Below are 21520 nucleotides of genomic sequence, written 5' to 3' on the forward strand. Positions count from 1 at the left end.
CATCAAACAATTTCCCACATTCAAGAGGCAGATTATGAATATTCCAGCCATCCGAACCGCACTCGATGCCGTGTTGATTCCCACCACAATACGCACTTTGGGCAGCGAAAAAGCCGTTTCGCTTCTGGAAGAGCGTTCAGACGGCCTGCATATCGGTCTGAAATTCGCGTTCCCGGTTGCCCATATTGCCGCAGACATTGCCAACGCCGTTCAAGAAGCCGTCATTTCACATACCGGCGATACCCACATTCACTTGAGTATCGATACCGAAATCGGTACGCATAAAGTCCAACCCGGCGTAGCAACCATCAAAGGCGTGAAAAACATCATCGCCGTTGCATCGGGCAAAGGCGGCGTCGGCAAATCAACGACCACTGCCAACCTTGCCACCGCAATGGCCAGAATGGGCGCGCGCGTCGGCGTACTCGATGCCGACCTGTACGGTCCAAGCCAGCCCACCATGCTCGGCGTACAAGACCGCAAACCCGATCAACAAAACAAAAAACTCATTCCCGTTGAAGCCGAAAGCGGCATTCAAGTGATGTCCATCGGTTTCCTGGTCGATACCGACCAAGCCGTCGTTTGGCGCGGCCCGATGGTCAGCCAAGCCTTGCAACAGCTTATGTTCCAAAGCGAATGGGACAATGTCGATTATCTCTTCATCGACCTGCCGCCCGGTACCGGCGATATCCAATTGACCCTGTCGCAAAAAATCCCCGTGACCGGCTCCGTTGTCGTCACCACGCCGCAAGACATCGCCCTGATTGATGCACGCAAAGCCGTGGATATGTTCAACAAAGTTAATATTCCGATTTTGGGCGTTTTGGAAAACATGTCTGTCCATATTTGCACCAACTGCGGCCATGCCGAAGCAATCTTCGGCGCAGAAGGCGGCAAAAACTTGGCAGAGCGTTTGAATGTACCGTTGCTCGGCCAACTTCCCTTGAGCCTGCCTGTACGCGAAGCCATGGACAGCGGCACATCTTTAGCCTTGTTTGAAAACAACCAAACCATCGCCGACATCTACACCGAAGCCGCTTTCCAAATCGCTCTGGCCATTGCCGATAAAGGCAAAGACTTCAGCAGCCGCTTCCCAAAAATCGTCGTCGAATAAAAAAGTTTAAAAAAGGTGTTGACAGCTGTGTGACCTGTCTCTATAATGCACAGCTTATCGGGTCGTTAGCTCAGTTGGTAGAGCAGCGGACTTTTAATCCGTTGGTCGAGCGTTCGAATCGCTCACGACCCACCAAATATGAAAAACCTGCTTTGAAAAAAGCAGGTTTTTTTGCGTTTAGATTTTAGAATTTTGTTGAGCATATTTTGTTATTGAAACAATCCATAGCACATCAAGCATCAGGCCGTCTGAAAGATATTTTCAGACGGCCTGAAGTTCTATAGGAATGGTTTTGAGAAATAAGTTTTCTACTTAGGGCAGACAAACGTTTAAAACCTAACCTGCGTTTGCAACTGCCTGCGGTAAATCAATACGGCAGCAGTCAGCGTGGCAAAAGAGAACGCTGACAGTAGGATGAGGTAACGGCCGATTCCGTCCAAGCCGCTGCGGTTGAGCAGCAGTTCTTGAAAGGCCTTCAAGCCCCATGCCATCGGGGAAATCCAAGTGAGTTGCTGCATGGTTTCGGGCATGACGTGGGCGGGTACCATAATGCCGCCGATTGCCGCCATCAGGATGATGCCGCCGCCGCCGAGGACGACGGCGTGTTCGGTGGATTTGGCGCAGACGCTGATTAACAGCGCGTAGCCGAGTGCGGCGGCGCTGACGGCGGCGGACAGCAGCGCGTAGGGCACAAGGCTGCCGTTGAGTATGAGGGCGGGCACGCCGATTTCGGGCAGCAGGTAGCGGCCGAGCAGCAGCATTCCGACAAATTGGAGCTGGTTGATCAGGAAATAGGGAACAAGTTTGGCGGCAATCAGGCCGGACGCGGAGGCGCGGGCGAGACGCAGGCGGGTGATGGTGTTGGTCTGGCGTTCCAGCGCCATGACGTTCGACAGCGGTATCATGATGAAAAACATACCGAAAATCAGCCATGCGGGAACGCTGTGCTGTACGGCGTTGGGTTTTTCCACCGTGCCGCTGCCTGCGCTCAGATAGTGTTCTTCCAGCATTTTTTTATCTAAAAAGCTGCGCACGGCGGCGAATTGTTCGTCGTTTTTTTCATCGACTTTTTTCTGGATGTCTTTGCGGATGGAACGGGGCAGTTTTTTATTGTCGATTTTGATGCCGTCGTTGTTGTCGAAATAAGCGTCCAGTCGCGTTTCGGTGTAGTGCTGCTGCAAAACGCCTTTGACCGCTGCCAGCCATGAAGGCTCGGTATCGGGCGGTACATAGATTTGCAAGGCTTTGTCGTCGGCGATTTTGCCGGAGGCGTGGTTCGGGTTGTGCAGCACCAGTTGGAAACGCTTGTCGTACAGACCGTGTTGCGCGTCGGTCAGTTTTTCAGACGGCATCCGCGTAACATGAATCTGCTCTTTTTCCAGCGCGGCGGCCAGCGCGGTATTGACGCTGTCGTCGGCCGCGCCGACCAGCGCGATGCGGCTGTCGGTGTGCGGGTCTTGGTCACGGCTCAGTGCCAACGACATAATCAGCATGAAGGCGATGGGCATCACAAACAACACGGCCAAACCGTGCAGGTCGCGGCAGAGCAGTTTGAGTTCTTTGAGGAGGGAGGAAGTTGTCATTGTGGATTTTGCTTATCTGTTGCCGGCTCGTCTTTGCGCAGGAAATCAAGGTAAAACGTTTCCAGCGAACCGTGTCCCTGCTGGAAGTAGCGGATTTGCGCGCCGCTTTGTTGCAGGGCGGCGTAAACGGCGGCGGCATCGTGCGCCGTTTCCATCATGCCGCGGCTGTCCACTTGCTTTGCACCCAAAGCGGCTAGCGTTTGAGGCGGCAGCGGCGGTTCGACGGTAAAACGCACGATGCCTGTTTGCGTGCTTAGAAGCTCGTCCAAACCGCCGTGGTACACCAGTTTGCCGTGTTGCAACAGCGCGATTTTGCCGCAAAGCTGCTCGATTTCAGACAGATAGTGCGAGGTGTAAACCACCGTTACCCCCTGCCGCGTCAAATCCGCCACGCTGTCGAGGATAAAGCGGCGCGACTGCGGGTCGATGCCGACCGTGATTTCGTCGAGGAACACCAGCTGCGGCGTGTTAATCAGGCCGATGGCAAAATTCAGACGACGTTTAAGCCCGCCCGAAAGATGCTTTGCCGCCTTGTTTTTGTGGGCGGTCAGGTCGGTCTGTTCCAACAGCGCATTCAGACGGCCTTTGTCGCGCACTTTGTAAAGCGAGGCGAAAAACAGCAGGTTGTCCCACACCGAAAGCTGCGGGTAAAACGCAAAATCCTGTGGCACCAAACCGATTTTCTGCCGTTCGTTGCGGCTTAACAGGCGCAAAGGTTTGCCGTCAAACAAAATTTCGCCCTGTCGCACTTCCTGCAAGCCGGCCAAAAGCGACATCAGCGTCGTTTTCCCCGCACCGTTGTGACCGAGCAGCCCCAAACATTCGCCGTCTGCAATGTCGAACGACACATTGTCCAGCGCGGCGGTTTCGGCTTTGGGATAACGGTGGGAGAGGGATTGGATTTGAATCATGGTTTCAGACGGCCTTTCGAGCGATATTTAAATCGCAGCATTCCATAAATAGCGGCGCTGGAATTTGCCGTCCTTAAATATAAAGCAGACATCGAAACTACCGGCTCCCGAACTTTGTCTGCCGAACAGATAAAGCGTCTTGTCGCTGCGGCGGTAATAGGCTTCCCAGCGGTTGTACACCTGGCTGCCGCGTGCGGTGGCGGCAAAATCGGGCGAGAACAGTCCTTGCAGTTCGGCAGCGGGAACCGCTTGACCGTTTAGCGTGATACGTTCAAGCGCGAACACGCTTTTGGAAATGATAGAGTCCATGCCATAGAACGGCTTGCCTTGATAGAGACGCGCGGTGTATTTGTCTTTGCTGATACCCGAGAAGTCGCTGAGTTTTGGATGGATGCGGCGGGCTACGATGTGTACCGTTTGTCCGCTACCGGACAAAGTCAGCGTATCGTCGCGACCCGATTGTTCGCGCAGGCGGACGAAGCTTTTGTCGGAGGCGGGAAATATCAGACGGCTGTAATGGATGAAACCGTAGTCTTCTGCGGCAGGTTGTTGCAGCTGGGCAGTACAGAAACTCAGGCTGCCTTCACCGCCGTCACCCAAACATTCCAACGGTGTGCCGTTGGGGATTTTTGCCAAAACTTTGGCTTTCAAATCGGGGCTTTCGCGTAAGTTGGTGTGTCCGTCGGCATCATGAACCAAGGCAAAGCCGTTCGGCGGCGCGGCATGGGTTAGGGCGGAACATAATAATAAGAGTGTGGCTAAGTAACGCATTTTTATCATTTCTTTGAGTTTTCAGACGACCTGATTTCAAAACGGTACGCGGCGGATTGAGTTAAGCCGCATGATTCCCCATTATTTCAACAATCCCCGCCACAAGGCTTCTTCATCATCTGCAATCTTGCGCAAAAATGCGGCGATTTCGCGGCAGCCGTTTTCAGACGGCTTTTTGCACTGCTTCACACACATCGCTGCAAACTGCCGCCATTGGTCGCCGATGGCGGTCATTTGTTCTGAGGCCGTCTGAAACGCGGGGTTGTCGCAGATACGGGCGGCCTGTTCGAGGAAGTAGGCGTAGATATAGCGGAAACCTGCGCCGCCGGTACCGATTTCTTCCTGCATCCGCACCAAATGGCCGAGAAACAGTTTTTGGTATTTGTCGTTTTGTTTGGCGGGCAGGGATTCGATTTTTTTGGCCAGCGTGCGGATGCCTTTGACGCCGATGAAAAAGACCGGCGCGAGCATATGTTTGGCGTTTTTGCGTATGGCTTTGCGGATAATGGCGGGTAAGTCTGCCATGATTTGTTCAGACGGCCTGTTATCTTCCAAGGTGTACATCATGCCTTTTGCCGCCAATACACCTTTGGCGAAGCGCGCACGCTGCAAATCTTCGGCGGCGCAGCGTTGCACGGTTTCAAATACGGGGTCGCTGATGAGGTAGTCGTTGCCGTCTTTGCCGTACACTAAAAGATTGTGTGCGTTGAAATGGAAGCGCATTTGCGGCGGGAAGTAGGGCAGCCAGAAGACGGAGGTTTGCAAACCGGCCAATTTGCCTGAGGATAGCGCGGCATCCAATGCGGCTTGTCCGCTTTGTGCGTCGGAAAATTTGCGGACGGATAATTTCAGCCCCAATGCTTTGCAGGTGTTTTTGATGATGCTGCGCGGCGCGGTACGGTAGGAAACCAGCGGCATGCCGTTTAATTTGATCAGCGGCATCCAGACAAACGTCAGCGCGTGGGCAATGCCGAAAATCATGGCTTCGTCTAAATTGTGGCCATGGTATTTGAGCAGGGTGGACATCACACCGCTTTCACAATGGGCGGTATGCTGGTGTGGAAATTCTTGTGTGGTCATAAAGTTATTGGTTTTCGTGCAATGTTTTCAGACGGCCTGAAGCGGTCGGAATGGTTTGTTGTTTTGGAAATCAGCGGGCTTCTTTAGCCGCTTCCTGCTCGGCTTTGTGGCGGCGCAGAAATTCGATGGCGGCGGCTTTTTCGGCTTCGTTGCCGTATTTGGCATCACGCTGGGCGCGGCGCAGTTCGGCGCGTTCTTTGGCTTCTTCGATTTGGCGCGCTTTGAAGTCTTCTCGGTTGTCGGAGGCGACGAGTTTGTCCTGTTGCGATTGCGCTTTGGCCATGGCTTTGGCAATCAAATCCATGGGGTTGAATGCGGCGCTTGGTGCGGCTATTTGGGCTTGTGCCTGTGCGGCCTGTTTGGCTTTGACGGCGGCTTCGCGTTGCGCCAGCAGGGCTTTGCGTTCGGCATCGTCGCGCTGTTTGCGCGCGGTATGGCGTTCAAAACGGCTTTGTGCGTGTTCGGCGGCGGCAAAGCGCGGTTCGGCAGAGGTGCTGAAACGGCGTGCGGACGGCAGGAAGGGCTGCGATACGGGAACCATGTCGATGCAGTCGACGGGACATGGGGTAACGCACAAGCCACAGCCGGTGCATTCGTCGCTGATGACGGTGTGCATCAGTTTGGACGCGCCCATAATGGCATCGACAGGGCAGGCGCGGATGCAGGCGGTACAGCCGATGCAGGCGGATTCGTCAATCAGGGCCACGGCTTTGATTTGTGTTTTTGCCGGCGCGAGGTAGGGCTTGCCCAACAGGTCGGCCAGGTCTTTCATGACGGTTTCCCCACCCGGCGCGCACAGGTTTACCGGCGCTTCTCCTGCCGACAGGGCGCGTGCATAGGGTAAGCAGCCTTCATAGCCGCACTCGCGGCATTGGGTTTGCGGCAACAGGCGGCTGATGCTTTGGATGGGAATGGTCATATGGATAATCAAAATCGAAAAGGCGCATTATATCAGATTGTTGCGTTTATTTTGGCGAAACTCTCTACGCTTATTTTAGTGAAATTTACCACGCTCGTTTTAGCGAAACTTGCTACGCTCGTTTTGGCGAAACTCGCTGCGCTCGTTTTCAGACGGACTGAGTCGGGTTTGCGTTATAATTTTGAAATAGATTTATTTGGGTAATTAGGAATGACGGCTACACTTTGCCCCTGTCAGTCGGGGCGTGTTTATGCAGAATGTTGCGCACCGTTTCATGCGCGTGAGGCGGCGGCTTCGACGGCGGAAGAGTTGATGCGCTCGCGTTACAGCGCGTATGTTTTACAGGAAATCGACTATATCGTGGACACGACCGTTCCTGCGCAGCAGAATTTATTAGACAAGCAGGATTTGGCGGCATGGAGTCAGCAGACGCAGTGGTCGGGTTTGAAGGTTATCCGTCATGTACCGTTTGGTAAGCTGCATGCTTTGGTCGAGTTTGAGGCGTATTTTGAAGAGAACGGGCAAACCGAGTGCCATCATGAGTTGTCGGCGTTCGTGAAAATAGACGGACGTTGGTATTTTATTGATCCGACCGTTGCGTTGCCGACGATGAAACAGCCTTGTTTGTGCGGTTCGGGCAAAAAGTTTAAGGCGTGTTGCGGACAGTTTTTCAAGTAATGATGTGAACAGGCCGTCTGAACATTCAGACGGCCTGAGCTGTTTTTGCAGATAAAAAAAACCATTCATACTAAGGGAGAAGTATGAATGGCCAATACATTGCGGGAAAACGTCTTACTTGCTGCACCGCCCAAAAGGGATGAAAGAGCGGTGTTGTGTCAGCAATTGGTATTCTACCGTTTTTAGTATTAAATGCTGTTAAGAAGTGAAATTATTTCAATAAGTTGCAAGATAATCGTGATATTTTGAAGATAAACGGTATTTTCACTGATTTTCGCGAATCCATTTCACCCATTGTTTGAACAGCTCGGGTTGCAAAGCGGCGATGACGGAACGCTTGAAAACGTGCTCGCCGCTCCAGAAATCATCGCCTTCCAAAGTGGTCAGGCAGCCGCCGGCTTCTTCAAAAATCAATGCGCCGGCAGCGTAGTCCCACAGTTTTTGTCCGCCGTGGATGTAAATATCGTAGCGGCCGCTGGCAAGATAGCACCAGTCGAGCGTGCTGCTGCCCATGCTGCGGATTGTGCCGAATGGGGCGAGGGTGTTCATGCGGCTGGCGAGTTTGCCCGAGCGCAGGTATTTGATTTCCACGCCGGCAATGGATTCGCTGAGTTTTTTTTCTACCGAACGCAGCGGCAGCGGCGTACCGTTGAGAAATGCGCCTTTGCCGTGTTCGGCATAGAAACATTCGCCGCTGACTGGATTGTAAATCACACCCAGCTCGGTGCGCCCGTTTTTAACCAGTGCGACGGATACGGCAAAATGCGGCAAACCGTTGACGAAGTTATTTGTGCCGTCGATGGGGTCGACAATCCACAGGCCGTCTGAATGTTCGTTCCACAAACGGGTTTGCTCCTGAACGCTCATCTCTTCGCCCAACATCGGACAATCTTCCAATAAGGGCAGGGCGGCGGCAAAAGCGGTTTGTGCGGCCAAATCTGCTTCACTCAAAACCGAGCCGTCTTCTTTACGTCGTGACGGCGTGTTCAGAAAACGCGGCATGACTTCGGTTTGGGCGATGTGGCGGACGACTTTCTGTAAACGGTATAGCACGGCATATCCTTGTTTTTTGCAGTTTTGCGCGACAGTGGATTAAAATTCGGGAAGTTTTCAAATTATAGTGGATGAAATCGAAAGCAGGCAGGAGCATGTCGCCGCGTTTCTACTTCATTCATGAAATTTTAAATTTAAATTATATACATGAATAAAGCAGGAAACCATGCCCCGATTTTATGTTGATTTTGCCTTAAGCCCCGACAGCGTGGTCGAATTGCCCGATAATGTGGTGCGCCATCTGAATGTATTGCGCGTGAAAAATACGGAAGAAATCGTGTTGTTCAACGGCAATGGCAAGTCATATCCGGCTTTGCCCGAAGTTTTGGAAAAACGCCGCGCCAGCGTGCGGATTTTGCGTGAAGAGGCAACGGACAACGAATCGCCGCTGAACATTACGTTGGTGCAGGCGGTATCCGCCGCAGAGCGCATGGATTTCACTTTGCAAAAAAGCGTGGAATTGGGCGTGGCGGAAATTCGCCCGGTCATCAGTGAACGCTGTGTCGTGCGCTTAAGCGGCGAGCGCGCTGAAAAGCGGGTGGCACGTTGGCAGGAAATCGTCGTTTCGGCGTGTGAACAAAGCGGCCGCAATATTGTGCCGAGGGTTTTGCCGCTGACGACTTATGCACAGGCATTGCGGCAGTTGCCGCAGGAGACGGCCAAACTGTTAATGAGCTTGAACCGCGCTCAAAAACTGAGCGATGTTCGGCCGCAATCCGGCAAAGTCGTGTTTATGGTCGGCCCGGAAGGCGGCTGGACGGAGAAGGAAGAGCAGCAGGCATTTGATGCCGGTTTTCAATCCGTTACGCTCGGCAAACGGGTGTTGCGTACCGAAACCGCCTCACTTGCGGCCATCGCCGCCATGCAGACGCTTTGGGGCGATTTTGCATAAATCAGGCCGTCTGAAAACGAGCGTAGCGAGTTTCGCTAAAACAAGTTGTTGCTTCATGATATAAAAATGGGAGTTTAAAAAATGTCTTACACCTTTACGCTGGCCGAGCACGAGCTGGAAGCGGAATTGAAAAAGTTAATTGTGCAAGAGGCCGATAAGGCCGACGATGTGGATATGGATGATTTCACCGACGATGCGCTTTTGTTTGGCGATGACAGTCCGGTCGGTTTGGATTCGCTTGATGCGCTGCAAATCAGCGTCGCCTTGCAACAGTATTTCCAAGTGCGCCTGCAGGGCGACCGTATGGTGCGCAAACATATGATGTGCGTACGCGATTTGGCGGCGTTTATCCGCGCGGAGCATGGCGCGTGAGTTGGGTTTGCGGTACGGCGGCCACTTCTGCTTTGAATCCGCAAACGGATTTCAGACGGCCTAATGCGGTGTCTTATACGTTTTTAAACCAGCCGCAGCAGGCTGCTTATTTTCGTGCATTCGCCGGCGACAGTTTGGGGCGGAAGGAATTTGCGGATATTGCCGAACAACATTTGCGCCGAGCCGCCGAAAATGCAGGCTGGCCGTCTGAAAGCTGGCATGATGCGCCGGTGTTTATCGGGTCTAGTTCCTATTCCATCTCCGAATATGAAAACCGCCATTTTGCGGGTAATAGGGCGGTAGAGGAACACAATCTGCTTTATCTTGCCGAAGATTTGCACCGGCGCAGCGGCAATCGGCAGATTTTCAGTTTCGCTACTGCCTGCACTTCATCTGTCCATGCGCTGATTCAGGCAGATAATTGTTTGCGCGGCGGGGCGGAGCGTGCCTTTGTACTTGGTATTGAAAACCTCAACCGGCTGACTTTGCTGCATTTTCACAGCTTGGGTTTGCTGACCGAACAGTATCAGCCTTTTGGCGGAAACGGTTTGATCTTAGGCGAAGGGGTTGCCGCGCTTGCCTTATCTTCTGCTGCTCACGAATCTTCTTCAGGCCGTCTGAAACTTATCGGACACGCCGCCAATACAGGCAATGACCTGATTCAAAGCGATGGCCAAGCGCAGGAGCAAGTGATGCGACGCGCTTTGGATGTTGCAGGCATCGCTCCTGAAAGCATTGCAGCCGTTAAAACACACGGCATCGGCACGGCTGACAGCGATGCCGCCGAATTGGCCGCACTGGAAAATATATTCGGTACACTGCCGCCCTTGATGGCGTTCAAACCGCAAATCGGACACACGCTTGGTGCCACGGCAGCCCTTGAAACAGCCCTGCTTTTATCCGCTTTAAAACAAGGCAAAAGCAGCGATTATCAGGGGCGGGAAATTCGTTTTTCCGAGTGCGCGGCTTCACCAAAAGGCGGCTTTTTCTGTTTGGCCAATCAGTTTGGCTTTGGCGGCAGCAACACATCTTTGGTATGGCAATGGCAACAGTAAATCCTAATATCCGCATTACCGCCGCTGTGCGTTTTGATACGGACGCCGGCACCGGCGGCAAAATCCTCAAACAAACATTAAAGCAGCAAAGCGGTATAGATACCCGCCGCCTCAGCCGCTTGAGTTTGATTGCCGCGCTTGGCGCAGGGCAACTGAAGGAACAAAGCGAAATCCGTTCTGATTGCGCTGTTTTTCTCGGTACGCCGTTTTCTTCGCCATCCGTGTTTGAAAAAATGGCGGATAATGTATTGAACCATCACGCCGCGATGCCGTTTGACTTCATTGCCAATCTGCACAATTCCCCCGTTTTTCATGCCGCGCAAGCGTTAGGCACGCATGGTGCAACTTTGGTTGTTGCTGCCGACAATAATATGGATACCTGCTTTCACCCATTATTACTGGCGATGCAGTCTTTGCAAAATGGCGGTCAAGCTGCGGTTGGCTGGACATATGAGCATCAAGCAGCACATGCCGATACCCATGAAGGCAGCGTCTGGATTCTGCTTGAAGTCGGTGTAGAACAGGGTGTTCCCGTTGTGTTGAATGATGAAGGAATGCAGCCTGAGAGGCCGTCTGAAAAGCCGCAATATTATTGGCAAGATATCGCCGACTGGATAGAAAAAGTGATGGCGTGCGAGGGTAGGGATGTGAAGAAATGTACTTTAGCGTGATCGGCAAATGATTTTAGCGAAAGTATTTGTCTGTTGAATAAAAAAGTTTACGTCATTAAAAAGGCCGTCTGAAAAACTTTCAGACGGCCTTTTTCATCACAATCAATCAACGGGACATCTCGCCTTGAATCGCACGGATATTCGCTTTACGGGCGTTGATGGTACGGGTCAGTTGTTGGATTTTAATCTGATCACCTTTTTGTTTGGCCGCATTCAGCTGTGTTTGAAGGCGGGTAATAGCAGCCTGTTCATTGCGTACTTCGGTCTGCAATACCTGCTTGCGGGTTTCTTTAGGGCTTGGCTTAGGAGCCGGCGTAACCACAGGAGCAGTACGGATAACAGGGGCTTTGTATTTGCTGTATGAAGAACTGCGTGATTTGTTCTGACGGTTGCGCAAGGTAATATTGAGGCGCGGATTGGCGGCTTCGGCTGTGTTGGTTACGCTGGTAATCGGAATATGGGGCAGAATTTTAATATCGTTGTAAACATTGCTCGGATCGAACGGAATATCGGCAGCCGGCTTATATGCCTTAGGGAAAGGCGTTTGCGCAGAGGTTTTGCTTTGATCTACCGGGGAAACCGTTGCAGCCGGTTTATTTGGTACATTTGATTCTACTGTTGGCGTAACAACGGTTTTAATCGTTTGTTCGTTAGCCGTGTTTGTGACGGCTGTTTTTACAGTTTTGGTGTTTTTTGCATTACGTCGGGTCGGAGTTTGGACTTTGCCTTTACGCTTGGTTTCAACTTTGATAGGTGTTTTGTCAAGTGTTTCATCTGAGGCAGTTACGGTTTGGTTATTTTGTTTGGCCGTAGTGCGATCAGGTGTTTTCGGTAAAACAACAGGATTCTGAATAATTGTTTGGGGGGCTTGAATCGCAGATGCTGTCGGGTGGGTTTGCGTAATAGGAATGGTAATGGAGTCGGGTATATTGTTTGGAGTTTGATCAGCCACAGTTTGAGGTTGTGTGGTATCAGGCATGACGTTGAGAACGTCAGTAGTGTCAATTTCAGGTTTTATTGTAGATGGGGTTGTATCACCGAGAATGGCAAGGCCATCAGCAACATTTTTATCAATTTGAGAAGTTAGACGTGCTTGTGCCATCGGAATGGAAATAGGTGCAGGGATGCCGTTTTCATTTCGAACAGCTATAACAGGGGTTTGTACGGCAGGTGTTGCATGGGGGGTATTGATGTAGTCGGCGGCGGTGGCTTTGAATTCCGTTGTCTGTACTGTTTTTAAAACCGGCGTGTCGCCTGGAATCGCAACGGTTTTACCGCTTACTGTTTCGGATTCGGTGAATACGTTTGGTTCTGCAGCAACGCTGCTTTCCACGGTGTTGTTTGTGTCAACTGCGCGGCAAGTATTGTTGAGTGGGTGTGATGCGTAAACGGTGATGCCTTCAACATTGCAGACATACTCGGCAGCGTTGGCGGCGGCAGGGAAGGTCAGGCTGAGGGCAATAGCGGTTTTGCAGAAAAACGGTTTCATAAAGGCAATAGAATCAGGTTGTTTTTTCAAAGTGTAATTATACTATGTACATTGTCAGCAACCGCCAACTTATTTTTAGGCGGTGTAAAACTGCGGCTGAAAGGTTGAAAATCGAAATAAAAGGTCTTAGGCCGTCTGAAATTTTCTTTCTCTAAAGTTTCAGACGGCCTTCGTTGTCATCGCGTATTAAACGTTCAACAGGCTTTCGTCCAATGACAGCTCTTCGTTTTTATTGACGGCCACTTTGCGCGCCAACACGTTTTGGGCGATTTCCTGCGCTTCGGCAAGCGAGTGCATCAGATAGGTGCCGCATTGGTATTCGTTCAACTCGGGGATTTTGCTTTGGTCTTGAACGGTCAAAACATCCTGCATTGAAGCGAGCCATGCGTCGGCCACTTTTTGCTCGTCGGGCGTACCGATGAGGCTCATGTAGAAACCGGTGCGGCATCCCATCGGGGAAATGTCGATGATTTCGACGCCGTTGCCGTTTAAGTGGTCGCGCATAAAGCCGGCGAACAAATGCTCCAGCGTGTGAATGCCTTTTTCGGGCAGGATTTCTTTGTTGGGAATGCAGAAACGCAGGTCAAATACGGTAATGGTGTCGCCTTTGGGCGTGGTCATGGTTTTCGCCACACGCACGGCAGGGGCGTGCATACGGGTGTGGTCGACTTTGAAACTGTCTAGTAGGGGCATTTGGGTATCCTTTGAGGTAAATAGATTTTTAGCGGGTGGAATTTAAAGATTCAATCACAATTCAGCAATATTGACTGCTTCGCCCGAAGCCGCGCTCAATGCTTCGTTCAAAACATCGTAGAAATCCCGTCCGTCGCGTGTTGCCAGCCATTTGCCGTTTTGCTCGGCGAAATGGTAGCCGCCGCTTTTGGCGGCAATCCACAATTCTTGGTTGGGCGTGTGGCGGTTGACGATGATTTGCGTGCCGTCTTCGGCTTCGATGGTCAGCACGTTTCCGGCAAACTGGCAGTCGAAATCCCAGCCGTTTTCATCGATTTGGTCTTCAATGTGTTCGAACAATTCTTCGCTCATGCGGATGAATTCGCTTTCGGTCATCATGGCTTTTTGTGTGTTTTTTGTTTAAGATACCGAATCTTGCCACATTCGTAATGATGAAGAAAGTTTTACTGATGAAATACGGCGTATTTTTTGCAGCGGCAACGGCTCTGCTGCTCTCTGCCTGCGGCTACAAAGGCGACCTCTACCTGCCCAAAGAAGGCGACAAGGCGCGCTTCGGCGTGATTCAGACCGGCTTGAAATTCGATACGGCCAAAGAGCCGACCACTCAAACCAACGATTAAAAAAAGACTTCACAAACATGACCTTATCCTGCGAACACATCCCTTATTCCCACCTTGCCGAGGAATTCGGCACGCCGCTTTATGTGTACAGCAAATCTGCGCTGACCGAGGCGTTTGACAACTACCAAACCGCGTTTGCTGCTTTGAACCCGCTTGTCTGCTACGCGGTTAAAGCCAATGGCAACCTGAGCATCATCAAACACTTTGCTTCTTTGGGGAGCGGGTTTGACATTGTGTCCGGCGGCGAGTTGGCGCGTGTTTTGGCGGCCGGCGGCGATGCGGCGAAAACGATTTTTTCCGGTGTGGGCAAGAGTGAGGCAGAAATTGAATTTGCGCTGAATGCAGGCGTGAAATGTTTCAACATGGAAAGCATTCCCGAAATCGACCGTATTCAGAAAGTTGCCGCGCGTTTGGGTAAAGTCGCTCCGGTTTCCCTGCGCGTCAATCCTGATGTCGATGCCAAAACCCACCCTTATATCTCCACCGGTTTGAAAGCTAACAAATTCGGTATTGCCTATGCAGATGCGCTTGAGGCCTATCGTCATGCTTCCAGTCAAAGCCATTTGAAAATTGTCGGTATCGACTGCCACATCGGCTCGCAACTGACCGACCTCAGCCCTCTTATCGAAGCCTGCGAACGTATCTTGGCCTTGGTCGACCAACTGGTAGAAGAAGGCATTGTGTTGGAACACTTGGACTTGGGCGGCGGTGTCGGCATTGTTTACCAAGACGAAAATGTGCCTGATTTGGGCTCGTATGCCCAAGCCGTTCAAAAACTGATCGGCACACGCCGTCTGAAACTGATCCTTGAGCCAGGCCGTAGTTTGGTTGGCAATGCAGGTGCGTTGTTGACGCGAGTCGAATTCGTCAAACATGGCGAAGAGAAAAACTTTGTGATGGTCGATGCGGCGATGAACGATTTGATGCGTCCGGCGCTTTATGATGCCTATCATCACATTGAAGCGGTTGAAACCAAAGACATTGAGCCTCTGACGGCCAATATCGTCGGCCCGATTTGCGAAACCGGCGACTTCCTCGGCAAAGACCGCACCATCGCCTGCGAAGAAGGGGATTTACTGCTTATCCGCAGCGCCGGTGCATATGGCTCAAGCATGGCGAGCAACTACAACACGCGCAACCGTGCGGCGGAAGTATTGGTTGACGGCAGCGGATACAAACTTATCCGTCAACGTGAAACCGTCGAGCAGCAAATGGCCAACGAATTGGCTTGTTTGTAAGGCTGGATTGTTTAAAAGGCCGTCTGAAAGCTTGACTGACTTTCAGACGGCCTTTGCTATAAAAGAAAAGGGCATGTATCCAACACGCCCTTTTTTAGGTTATCAATAATGCGGCGGAATCTCGTCGCGCAGGTTGTACGGTTCGCGTTCGCCGTTTGCGCCTTTGTCCTGCATCCGTTGGTACAGCAGCCGCAGCTGGCCTTGCTGCAAATCCAAAGCCTGCTGCATCTTGGCGATGGTGTCGTTCAAGCTGCCGATTAAGTCTTCCTGCAAGGCCGTCTGAATTTCCAGCTCGGTGATGCGGTGTTCCAATTCCTGAATATCGCTCATATTACAGCACCATCGCGGCAATCCAGCCGGCAACCATCAGCGGGATATTGTAGTGGATAAAGGTCGGGATAACCGAATCGCGGATGTGGTCGTGTTGACCGTCGGCGTTCAAACCCATGGTCGGGCCGAGCGTTGAGTCGGAAGCGGGGGAGCCCGCATCGCCCAGCGCGCCTGCCGTGCCGACGATGGCCACGGTAGCCATTGGGGAGAAGCCCAAGCTGATGCACAAAGGCACATAAATTGCGGTAATAATCGGCAAGGTGGAGAAAGACGAGCCGATGCCCATGGTTACCAGCAGGCCGACAAACAGCATGGTAAAGGCGGCCATGCCTTTATTGCTTCCGAACAAAGCCATGCTGCGTTCGACCAAAGGCTGGATGTCGCCGGTCGCGTTCATGACGGCGGCGAAACCTTGTGCCGCAATCATAATAAAGCCGACCATCGCCATCATTTTGATGCCTTCGCCGAACACATCACTGGCGGCGGAGCGGTTCATCACGCCCAACATCATAAACACGGCAAAGCCCAACATCGCGCCCAATACCAGCGAACCATCATACAAAAGCTGAATGGCAAAACACACGGCAATCGCTACGGCCGCTACCAAGCTGCGATAGGTTGACGGCTCTTGCTGCTGCACCGCTTCACGGTTGTCTTCCGTATCGGCGGCGTTGTTTTGATAAATGCGCGGCTTGCGGTAGTGCAAGAAGGCCAGCAGCAAGCCGGACACCATGCCCAAAGCCGGAATCGCCATTGCGTGCATCACATTGATACCGCCGGTGTCCATGCCTGCCGAGCGGATATTGCCCAACATGATGTCGTTCAAGAAGATGGCGCCGAAACCGTAAGGCAGGAACATATAAGTCGTTACCAAGCCAAACGTAATCACGCAGGCCACCAGGCGGCGGTCGAGTTTCAAACGGTTGAACACCAACAGCAGCGGCGGAATAATCATTGGGATAAACGCGATATGAATCGGCACAACGTTTTGGCTCATCACGCCCATGCACAAAATAATCGCCAGCAGCATCCATTTGACCGCGCCTTCGCCTTTCGCATTGCCTTCGCCGCCGTTGAGCTTGCGGATAATCACGCCGGCGAGCTGTTGCGGCAGGCCGGAATGCGTGATGGCCATGGCAAACGCGCCGAGCATGGCATAAGACAGCGCGATTTGCGCCCCGCCTTTCAGGCCTTCGTTAAAAACAGGAATAATCCCTTGCTGCACCACATCGCCGGCCGCGTTGGTTACATTCTCCAAAGGCATACCGGCCACCAAGCCGCCGACAAACGCGCCGACAGCCAAGCTGAGCACCACATGCACGCGCGATAAAGACAGCGCCAGCATGATGATGACCGCAATTACAACCGCATTCATATCATTCTCCGTTGTTCAGACGGCCCGTTATGTAAAAACAGGCAATCGTCTGTTTACATATTACAAATAAACATCATAACCCAAGCAGGAAGCCTTTGCAAAAAACGGCAGGCCGTCTGAAAACCAAACCATCAACTTTCAGACGGCCTGCTGTGAACCCTTATTCAGCGTTTTAGTAGGGCGTGCGTTCTGGCGATAAAAATATCCAAAAAACACGCGCTTCCTATTCTTTGCATAGGGTACCAATGTTAAAATCGACACAATGTTTCGGTTTCAGGTTTGTCACTGAAATTAAAGCATTTATTGCTAAAACCCAATTCAATCATACACAAACAAAGGAAAGAAGTGATGGATATTCTGACGCGGCTGCACAATCTGCCGCCCTCCCGCTTTCATTACAAACTTCTGGTTTTGGTCGGCATAGGTTGGCTGTTTGATGCCATGGATACAGGCTTGGTGTCGTTTGTATTGCCGGCTTTGGGCAAAGATTGGGCGTTGGCTCCGGCGCAGTTGGGTTGGATTGTCAGCATTGCCTTTGTCGGCATGGCTTTGGGTGCGGTATTCAGCGGCTGGCTGGCGGACAGGTTCGGACGGAAAACCGTTTTTGCCGGCACGATGGTGGTGTACAGCATTGCCACAGGTTTGTGCGCGCTCGCGCCTGATTTGACGGTTTTGCTGGTGTGCCGCTTTTTTGTCGGCGTCGGCTTGGGCGGCCAACTGCCCGTCGCCGTGTCGCTGGTCAGCGAATATGCGCCGCCGAAAGTACGCGGCCGTTTTATTGTGTTGCTGGAAAGCTTTTGGGGCTTGGGCTGGCTCTCGGCCGCGCTGGTGTCTTATTTCTTTATTCCGCAAACTGGCTGGCACAGCGCGTTTTTATTCGGCGCCTTGCCCCTGTTTTATGTGCCGTTGGTGTTGAAATTCGTTCCCGAATCCGTGCCTTATCTGCTTTCCCGCGGCAAAACTAACGAAGCGCATCATTTGGTATCCGCGCTGGAAATTCAATCGGGCATCACGCCGCCGACAGAAGCCGTTGCCGCACCGGCCGCCCCGCGCGAACGCATCCGCTTCTTCCAACTTTGGCAACATCCGTTTGCACGGCGCACGCTGATGTTGTGGCTGGTTTGGTTCGGCATCGTGTTTTCGTATTACGGCATTTTCACTTGGTTGCCCAAATTGCTGGTCGAGCAGGGCAATACCGTGGTCAAAACCTTTGAATATGTGTTGGTAATGATTGTTGCGCAACTGCCCGGCTATATAGCCGCCGCGGCCTTGGTGGAAAGAATCGGCCGCAAAGCAACGCTGGCAGGCTTCCTGGCCGCGTGCGCCGCGTGCGCATGGTTTTTCGGACAAAGCACCACTGCGGCCGAAGTCATGGTCTGGGGTAGCCTGATGTCCTTCTTCAACTTGGGCGCATGGGGCGTTTTGTACACCTACACCCCCGAACTCTACCCCTTGCGCTTCCGTGCCTTCGCATCCGGCTGGGCAGGCGCCATCGGCCGCGTCGGCGGCATACTCGCGCCCATGGTGGTGGCGGCGATGGTTGGCAACAGCGGCGGCTTCGGCAATATCTTTATGATGTTTGCGCTGGTTATGCTGCTGATTGTGGCGGTAATCTTGGTATTGGGTGAAGAAACCAAAGGCCGTACGCTGGAAGACATCAGCCAATAAAAGGCATATATAAATAAAGGCCGTCTGAAAAATATTTTCAGACGGCCTTTTTCATTTACGTTTGTAATTTTAATACATCAATTTTCTGTTTTTATCTTAATTATCGAGGAAAGCGACGAAAAATAACCGTCTTTGTTTTTGTGTAGATAAAAATATTATACGTCAAAGAATTAAAATGAATAAACGATAAAATGGCCGTCTGAAAAGTTCAATCATGGTTTGTGATGTAGGTCAAAGCAAAATGTAACTAAATTACTTATAGTTGTCGTAGTGAAAATTTATTGACCTTATTGCCACCTTTTATTAAGGAGATACACCATGAACGCATCAGCCGACAACGTCGTCAGCCCAGCCGTAGCCGAGGTAAACAGCCTGGTTGAAAAGGGTTTACGGGCGTTGGATGAGTTTCTTAAGCTGGATCAGGAGCAGATTGATTTTATTGTTGCCAAAGCCTCTATCGCCGCGCTGGACAAACATGGTGTGCTCGCCATGCACGCGGTGGAAGAAACAGGGCGCGGCGTGTTTGAGGATAAGGCGACGAAAAACCTGTTTGCCTGCGAAAACGTCGTGCGCCGCCTGCGCGATTTGAAAACCGTGGGCGTCATCAGCGAAAACGATGTAACCGGCATTACGGAAATTGCCGATCCGGTCGGCGTGGTTTGCGGTATCGTGCCGACGACCAATCCGACTTCCACCACCATTTTCAAATCCCTCATTGCGCTGAAAACCCGCAATCCGATTATTTTCTCGTTCCACCCGTCCGCCCAGCAGTGTTCCGCCCATGCCGCGCGTATCGTGCGCGATGCGGCGATTGCGGCCGGTGCGCCGGAAAACTGTATCCAGTGGATTGAAAAGCCGTCTATGGAAGGCACTTCCGCGCTGATGAAGCATCCGGGCGTGGCAACGATTTTGGCGACCGGCGGCAATGCGATGGTGGAAGCCGCGTATTCTTGCGGCAAACCTGCGCTCGGCGTCGGGGCGGGCAACGTACCTGCTTATGTTGAAAAAACGGCGGACATCAAACAGGTGGCGCACGATATTGTGATGTCGAAATCTTTCGATAACGGCATGGTGTGCGCCAGCGAGCAGGCGGTGATTGCCGATAAAGAGATTTACAAAGAGTTGGCCGAAGAATTCAAATCCTACGGCGTGTACTTTGCCAACAAAAAAGAAAAAGCCATGCTCGAAGAGTTTATCTTCGGCGTAACGGCGAATTGCGCCAGCTGCGGCGGCGCGAAACTCAATTCTGCCGTCGTGGGCAAACCGGCGGCATGGATTGCCGAACAGGCCGGGTTTAAAGTACCTGAAAAAACCAACATCATCATCGCCGAATGCCGCGAAGTCGGCCCCAACGAGCCGCTGACCCGCGAAAAACTTTCGCCCGTTTTGGCCATGATTAAGGCGGATTCGACCGAACAAGGCTTGAAGTTCGCCGAAGAAATGGTCGCCTTTGACGGCTTGGGACACTCCGCCGCCATCCATACTGCCGACGAAGAATTGGTCAAAACGTTTGGCTCCCGCGTCAAAGCGCTGCGCGTGATTTGGAATTCGCCTTCCACCTTCGGCGGCATCGGCGACGTGTACAACGCCTTCCTGCCTTCTCTGACCCTCGGTTGCGGCTCTTACGGTAAAAACGCCGTCGGCGGCAACGTCAGCGCAGTCAATCTGTTAAACATCAAAAAAGTAGGCCGTCGGAGAAACAACATGCAATGGTTCAAAGTGCCCGCCAAAATCTATTTTGAACGCGATTCCATCCAATATCTGCAAGACATGAAAGACTGCGAAAAAGTCATGATTGTGACCGACCGTTCGATGGTTGATCTGGGCTTTGTCGATAAAATCACCTACCAGCTCCACCAACGCAAAAACAAAGTGACCATCCAGCTGTTTACCGATGTCGAAGCCGATCCGAGCGTCCAAACCGTCTATAAAGGCACGGATTTGATGCGCAGCTTCCAGCCCGACACCATCATTGCGCTGGGCGGCGGCTCGCCGATGGACGCGGCCAAAGCCATGTGGCTCTTCTACGAACAGCCGCAAGTCGATTTTGAAGACTTGGTGCAAAAATTCATGGACATCCGCAAACGCGCCTTCCGCTTCCCCGAATTGGGCCGCAAAGCCAAATTCATCGGCATTCCTACTACATCGGGTACCGGCTCCGAAGTGACTCCGTTTACCGTCATCAGCGACGGCGACAAAAAATATCCGATTGCCGACTACTCGCTGACCCCGACCATTTCGATTGTCGATCCTGCGTTTACCATGACCGTACCGGCAAGCGTAACCGCCGATACCGGTTTGGACGTACTGACCCACGCCGTCGAAGCATACGTTTCCGTACTGGCCAACGACTTTACAGACGGCCTCGCCCTGCAAGCCATCAAGCTCGTGTTCCAATACCTCGAACGCTCCTACAAACATGGTGCGGCCGATCCGGAAGCGCGCGAGCATATGCACAACGCCTCCACCATCGCAGGCATGGCGTTTGCCAATGCGTTCTTGGGCATCAACCACTCGATGGCACACAAAATCGGCGGCAAATATCACGTTCCGCACGGCCGTGCCAACGCCATCCTGCTGCCTCACGTCATCCGCTACAACGGCACGCGTCCGCAGAAAACCGCCACTTGGCCGAAGTACAACTACTACAAAGCCGACCTGAAATATCAGGAAATCGCCCGTACTTTAGGCCTGCCATGCAGCACACCGGCAGAAGGCGTCGAATCCTTCGCCCGCGCCTGCCACGAACTGGCGGTCAACGTCGGCATCAAAATGTCGTTTAAAGAGCAGGGCATCGATGAGAAAACCTTCCTCGACGGCAGAAAAGAGCTGGCCATGATGTCTTTTGAAGACCAATGCACCCCGGCCAACCCGCGTCTGGCATTGGTCGCCGATATGGAAGAAATCCTGACCAAAGCCTATTACGGCGAATAAAATCGGGTAGATAAAAAGACCGTCTGAAACCTGAATATAGGGTTTCAGACGGCCTTTATCCGTATGGCTAAACC

The 21520-nt window shown here is 52.3% G+C and carries 22 protein-coding genes and 1 tRNA gene; 12 read left to right on the forward strand and 11 right to left on the reverse strand.

Going from position 1 to position 21520, the window contains the following annotated elements; genetic code table 11:
- Positions 1-34: 34 nt before the first annotated feature.
- Together apbC and FOC66_RS09815 are read left to right on the forward strand one after the other, a co-directional pair.
- Positions 35-1114, forward strand: a complete 1080-nt coding sequence (gene apbC, locus FOC66_RS09810; protein ID WP_003748192.1) for an iron-sulfur cluster carrier protein ApbC — start codon at positions 35-37, stop codon at positions 1112-1114.
- 59 nt (positions 1115-1173) lie between these two features.
- Positions 1174-1249: transfer RNA gene (locus tag FOC66_RS09815), tRNA-Lys, on the forward strand.
- Between the two features lie 194 nt (positions 1250-1443).
- On the opposite strand, the gene FOC66_RS09820 is transcribed toward FOC66_RS09815, so the two are convergent.
- The 5 genes from FOC66_RS09820 to FOC66_RS09840 all read right to left on the reverse strand — a co-directional run bounded on the left by FOC66_RS09820 (position 1444) and on the right by FOC66_RS09840 (position 6378).
- A complete protein-coding gene (locus FOC66_RS09820; RefSeq protein WP_003748194.1) occupies positions 1444-2697 on the reverse strand; it encodes an ABC transporter permease in 1254 nt (417 codons plus the stop codon).
- Positions 2694-3608, reverse strand: coding sequence for an ABC transporter ATP-binding protein (locus tag FOC66_RS09825; protein ID WP_003748196.1), 915 nt, complete (start codon positions 3606-3608; stop codon positions 2694-2696). The genes FOC66_RS09820 and FOC66_RS09825 overlap by 4 nt, the downstream gene beginning before the upstream one ends.
- 27 nt (positions 3609-3635) lie before the next feature.
- Entirely contained in the window at positions 3636-4379 is a 744-nt protein-coding gene (locus tag FOC66_RS09830; protein WP_003748199.1) for an SH3 domain-containing protein, read from the reverse strand.
- 81 nt (positions 4380-4460) lie between these two features.
- Positions 4461-5459 carry a BtrH N-terminal domain-containing protein gene (locus FOC66_RS09835; protein ID WP_003748200.1) on the reverse strand — a complete coding sequence of 333 codons (999 nt, stop codon included), beginning with the start codon at positions 5457-5459 and terminating at the stop codon, positions 4461-4463.
- Positions 5460-5529: 70 nt separating this feature from the next.
- The gene (locus FOC66_RS09840) at positions 5530-6378 is read right to left on the reverse strand and encodes an RnfABCDGE type electron transport complex subunit B (RefSeq protein WP_003748204.1); all 849 of its coding nucleotides are present in this window, start codon (positions 6376-6378) and stop codon (positions 5530-5532) included.
- Between FOC66_RS09840 and FOC66_RS09845 the strand changes: the two genes are divergently transcribed.
- Positions 6379-6582, forward strand: a complete 204-nt coding sequence (locus tag FOC66_RS09845; protein ID WP_003748205.1) for a hypothetical protein — start codon at positions 6379-6381, stop codon at positions 6580-6582.
- A gap of 6 nt (positions 6583-6588) precedes the next feature.
- Entirely contained in the window at positions 6589-7056 is a 468-nt protein-coding gene (locus FOC66_RS09850; protein ID WP_003748207.1) for a YchJ family protein, read from the forward strand.
- A 264-nt stretch (positions 7057-7320) separates the two neighbouring features.
- Here FOC66_RS09850 and FOC66_RS09855 read toward each other — a convergent pair whose 3' ends face one another.
- Positions 7321-8109, reverse strand: a complete 789-nt coding sequence (locus FOC66_RS09855; RefSeq protein ID WP_003748211.1) for an inositol monophosphatase family protein — start codon at positions 8107-8109, stop codon at positions 7321-7323.
- A gap of 166 nt (positions 8110-8275) precedes the next feature.
- On the opposite strand from FOC66_RS09855, the gene FOC66_RS09860 reads away from it, so the two are divergent.
- The 4 genes from FOC66_RS09860 (at position 8276) to FOC66_RS09875 (ending at position 11099) form a co-directional block, all read left to right on the forward strand.
- Positions 8276-9001, forward strand: coding sequence for a 16S rRNA (uracil(1498)-N(3))-methyltransferase (locus tag FOC66_RS09860; protein WP_003748213.1), 726 nt, complete (start codon positions 8276-8278; stop codon positions 8999-9001).
- 81 nt (positions 9002-9082) lie between these two features.
- Positions 9083-9373 carry an acyl carrier protein gene (locus FOC66_RS09865; RefSeq protein ID WP_003748215.1) on the forward strand — a complete coding sequence of 97 codons (291 nt, stop codon included), beginning with the start codon at positions 9083-9085 and terminating at the stop codon, positions 9371-9373.
- Positions 9370-10428 (forward strand): beta-ketoacyl synthase N-terminal-like domain-containing protein, encoded by a 1059-nt coding sequence (locus FOC66_RS09870; protein ID WP_003748217.1) that lies wholly within the window; start codon positions 9370-9372, stop codon positions 10426-10428. Before FOC66_RS09865 ends, FOC66_RS09870 begins: the two co-directional genes overlap by 4 nt.
- Entirely contained in the window at positions 10410-11099 is a 690-nt protein-coding gene (locus FOC66_RS09875; protein WP_036493945.1) for a hypothetical protein, read from the forward strand. The genes FOC66_RS09870 and FOC66_RS09875 overlap by 19 nt, the downstream gene beginning before the upstream one ends.
- A 106-nt stretch (positions 11100-11205) precedes the next feature.
- On the opposite strand, the gene FOC66_RS09880 is transcribed toward FOC66_RS09875, so the two are convergent.
- From FOC66_RS09880 to cyaY, 3 genes are all read right to left on the reverse strand, one after another.
- The gene (locus FOC66_RS09880) at positions 11206-12588 is read right to left on the reverse strand and encodes a hypothetical protein (RefSeq protein WP_003748225.1); all 1383 of its coding nucleotides are present in this window, start codon (positions 12586-12588) and stop codon (positions 11206-11208) included.
- Between the two features lie 186 nt (positions 12589-12774).
- The gene (gene luxS / locus FOC66_RS09885; RefSeq protein WP_003748227.1) at positions 12775-13281 is read right to left on the reverse strand and encodes an S-ribosylhomocysteine lyase; all 507 of its coding nucleotides are present in this window, start codon (positions 13279-13281) and stop codon (positions 12775-12777) included.
- A 54-nt stretch (positions 13282-13335) separates the two neighbouring features.
- Positions 13336-13659 (reverse strand): iron donor protein CyaY, encoded by a 324-nt coding sequence (cyaY, locus tag FOC66_RS09890; protein WP_003748229.1) that lies wholly within the window; start codon positions 13657-13659, stop codon positions 13336-13338.
- 50 nt (positions 13660-13709) lie between these two features.
- Here cyaY and lptM point away from each other — a divergent pair, with 50 nt between their 5' ends.
- Positions 13710-13901, forward strand: coding sequence for an LPS translocon maturation chaperone LptM (gene lptM / locus FOC66_RS09895; protein WP_003684659.1), 192 nt, complete (start codon positions 13710-13712; stop codon positions 13899-13901).
- Positions 13902-13918: 17 nt separating this feature from the next.
- Positions 13919-15139, forward strand: a complete 1221-nt coding sequence (gene lysA, locus FOC66_RS09900; protein ID WP_003748232.1) for a diaminopimelate decarboxylase — start codon at positions 13919-13921, stop codon at positions 15137-15139.
- A 102-nt stretch (positions 15140-15241) separates the two neighbouring features.
- Here lysA and FOC66_RS09905 read toward each other — a convergent pair whose 3' ends face one another.
- Both FOC66_RS09905 and FOC66_RS09910 read right to left on the reverse strand, forming a co-directional pair.
- The gene (locus FOC66_RS09905) at positions 15242-15469 is read right to left on the reverse strand and encodes a SlyX family protein (RefSeq protein WP_003748234.1); all 228 of its coding nucleotides are present in this window, start codon (positions 15467-15469) and stop codon (positions 15242-15244) included.
- A gap of 1 nt (position 15470) precedes the next feature.
- Positions 15471-16844 (reverse strand): Na+/H+ antiporter family protein, encoded by a 1374-nt coding sequence (locus FOC66_RS09910; protein WP_003748236.1) that lies wholly within the window; start codon positions 16842-16844, stop codon positions 15471-15473.
- 348 nt (positions 16845-17192) lie between these two features.
- On the opposite strand from FOC66_RS09910, the gene FOC66_RS09915 reads away from it, so the two are divergent.
- Together FOC66_RS09915 and adhE are read left to right on the forward strand one after the other, a co-directional pair.
- Positions 17193-18512 carry an MFS transporter gene (locus tag FOC66_RS09915; protein ID WP_003748240.1) on the forward strand — a complete coding sequence of 440 codons (1320 nt, stop codon included), beginning with the start codon at positions 17193-17195 and terminating at the stop codon, positions 18510-18512.
- A gap of 318 nt (positions 18513-18830) precedes the next feature.
- Positions 18831-21446: a bifunctional acetaldehyde-CoA/alcohol dehydrogenase gene (gene adhE / locus FOC66_RS09920; RefSeq protein ID WP_003748242.1), complete on the forward strand. Its 2616-nt coding sequence runs from the start codon at positions 18831-18833 to the stop codon at positions 21444-21446.
- Positions 21447-21520 lie beyond the last annotated feature (74 nt).

Origin of the sequence: Neisseria mucosa (assembly GCF_013267835.1) — a bacterium.
Classification (GTDB): Bacteria; Pseudomonadota; Gammaproteobacteria; order Burkholderiales; family Neisseriaceae; genus Neisseria.

What these genes read in the sequence shown, in the direction of transcription:
- apbC (WP_003748192.1), top strand. Translation starts at nt 35, where the DNA reads ATGAATATTCCAGCCATCCGAACCGCACTCGATGCCGTGTTGATTCCC.
- FOC66_RS09820 (WP_003748194.1), bottom strand. Translation starts at nt 2,697, where the DNA reads ATGACAACTTCCTCCCTCCTCAAAGAACTCAAACTGCTCTGCCGCGAC.
- FOC66_RS09825 (WP_003748196.1), bottom strand. Translation starts at nt 3,608, where the DNA reads ATGATTCAAATCCAATCCCTCTCCCACCGTTATCCCAAAGCCGAAACC.
- FOC66_RS09830 (WP_003748199.1), bottom strand. Translation starts at nt 4,379, where the DNA reads ATGCGTTACTTAGCCACACTCTTATTATTATGTTCCGCCCTAACCCAT.
- FOC66_RS09835 (WP_003748200.1), bottom strand. Translation starts at nt 5,459, where the DNA reads ATGACCACACAAGAATTTCCACACCAGCATACCGCCCATTGTGAAAGC.
- FOC66_RS09840 (WP_003748204.1), bottom strand. Translation starts at nt 6,378, where the DNA reads ATGACCATTCCCATCCAAAGCATCAGCCGCCTGTTGCCGCAAACCCAA.
- FOC66_RS09845 (WP_003748205.1), top strand. Translation starts at nt 6,379, where the DNA reads ATGGATAATCAAAATCGAAAAGGCGCATTATATCAGATTGTTGCGTTT.
- FOC66_RS09850 (WP_003748207.1), top strand. Translation starts at nt 6,589, where the DNA reads ATGACGGCTACACTTTGCCCCTGTCAGTCGGGGCGTGTTTATGCAGAA.
- FOC66_RS09860 (WP_003748213.1), top strand. Translation starts at nt 8,276, where the DNA reads ATGCCCCGATTTTATGTTGATTTTGCCTTAAGCCCCGACAGCGTGGTC.
- FOC66_RS09865 (WP_003748215.1), top strand. Translation starts at nt 9,083, where the DNA reads ATGTCTTACACCTTTACGCTGGCCGAGCACGAGCTGGAAGCGGAATTG.
- FOC66_RS09875 (WP_036493945.1), top strand. Translation starts at nt 10,410, where the DNA reads ATGGCAATGGCAACAGTAAATCCTAATATCCGCATTACCGCCGCTGTG.
- FOC66_RS09880 (WP_003748225.1), bottom strand. Translation starts at nt 12,588, where the DNA reads ATGAAACCGTTTTTCTGCAAAACCGCTATTGCCCTCAGCCTGACCTTC.
- luxS (WP_003748227.1), bottom strand. Translation starts at nt 13,281, where the DNA reads ATGCCCCTACTAGACAGTTTCAAAGTCGACCACACCCGTATGCACGCC.
- cyaY (WP_003748229.1), bottom strand. Translation starts at nt 13,659, where the DNA reads ATGATGACCGAAAGCGAATTCATCCGCATGAGCGAAGAATTGTTCGAA.
- lptM (WP_003684659.1), top strand. Translation starts at nt 13,710, where the DNA reads ATGATGAAGAAAGTTTTACTGATGAAATACGGCGTATTTTTTGCAGCG.
- lysA (WP_003748232.1), top strand. Translation starts at nt 13,919, where the DNA reads ATGACCTTATCCTGCGAACACATCCCTTATTCCCACCTTGCCGAGGAA.
- FOC66_RS09905 (WP_003748234.1), bottom strand. Translation starts at nt 15,469, where the DNA reads ATGAGCGATATTCAGGAATTGGAACACCGCATCACCGAGCTGGAAATT.
- FOC66_RS09910 (WP_003748236.1), bottom strand. Translation starts at nt 16,844, where the DNA reads ATGAATGCGGTTGTAATTGCGGTCATCATCATGCTGGCGCTGTCTTTA.
- FOC66_RS09915 (WP_003748240.1), top strand. Translation starts at nt 17,193, where the DNA reads ATGGATATTCTGACGCGGCTGCACAATCTGCCGCCCTCCCGCTTTCAT.
- adhE (WP_003748242.1), top strand. Translation starts at nt 18,831, where the DNA reads ATGAACGCATCAGCCGACAACGTCGTCAGCCCAGCCGTAGCCGAGGTA.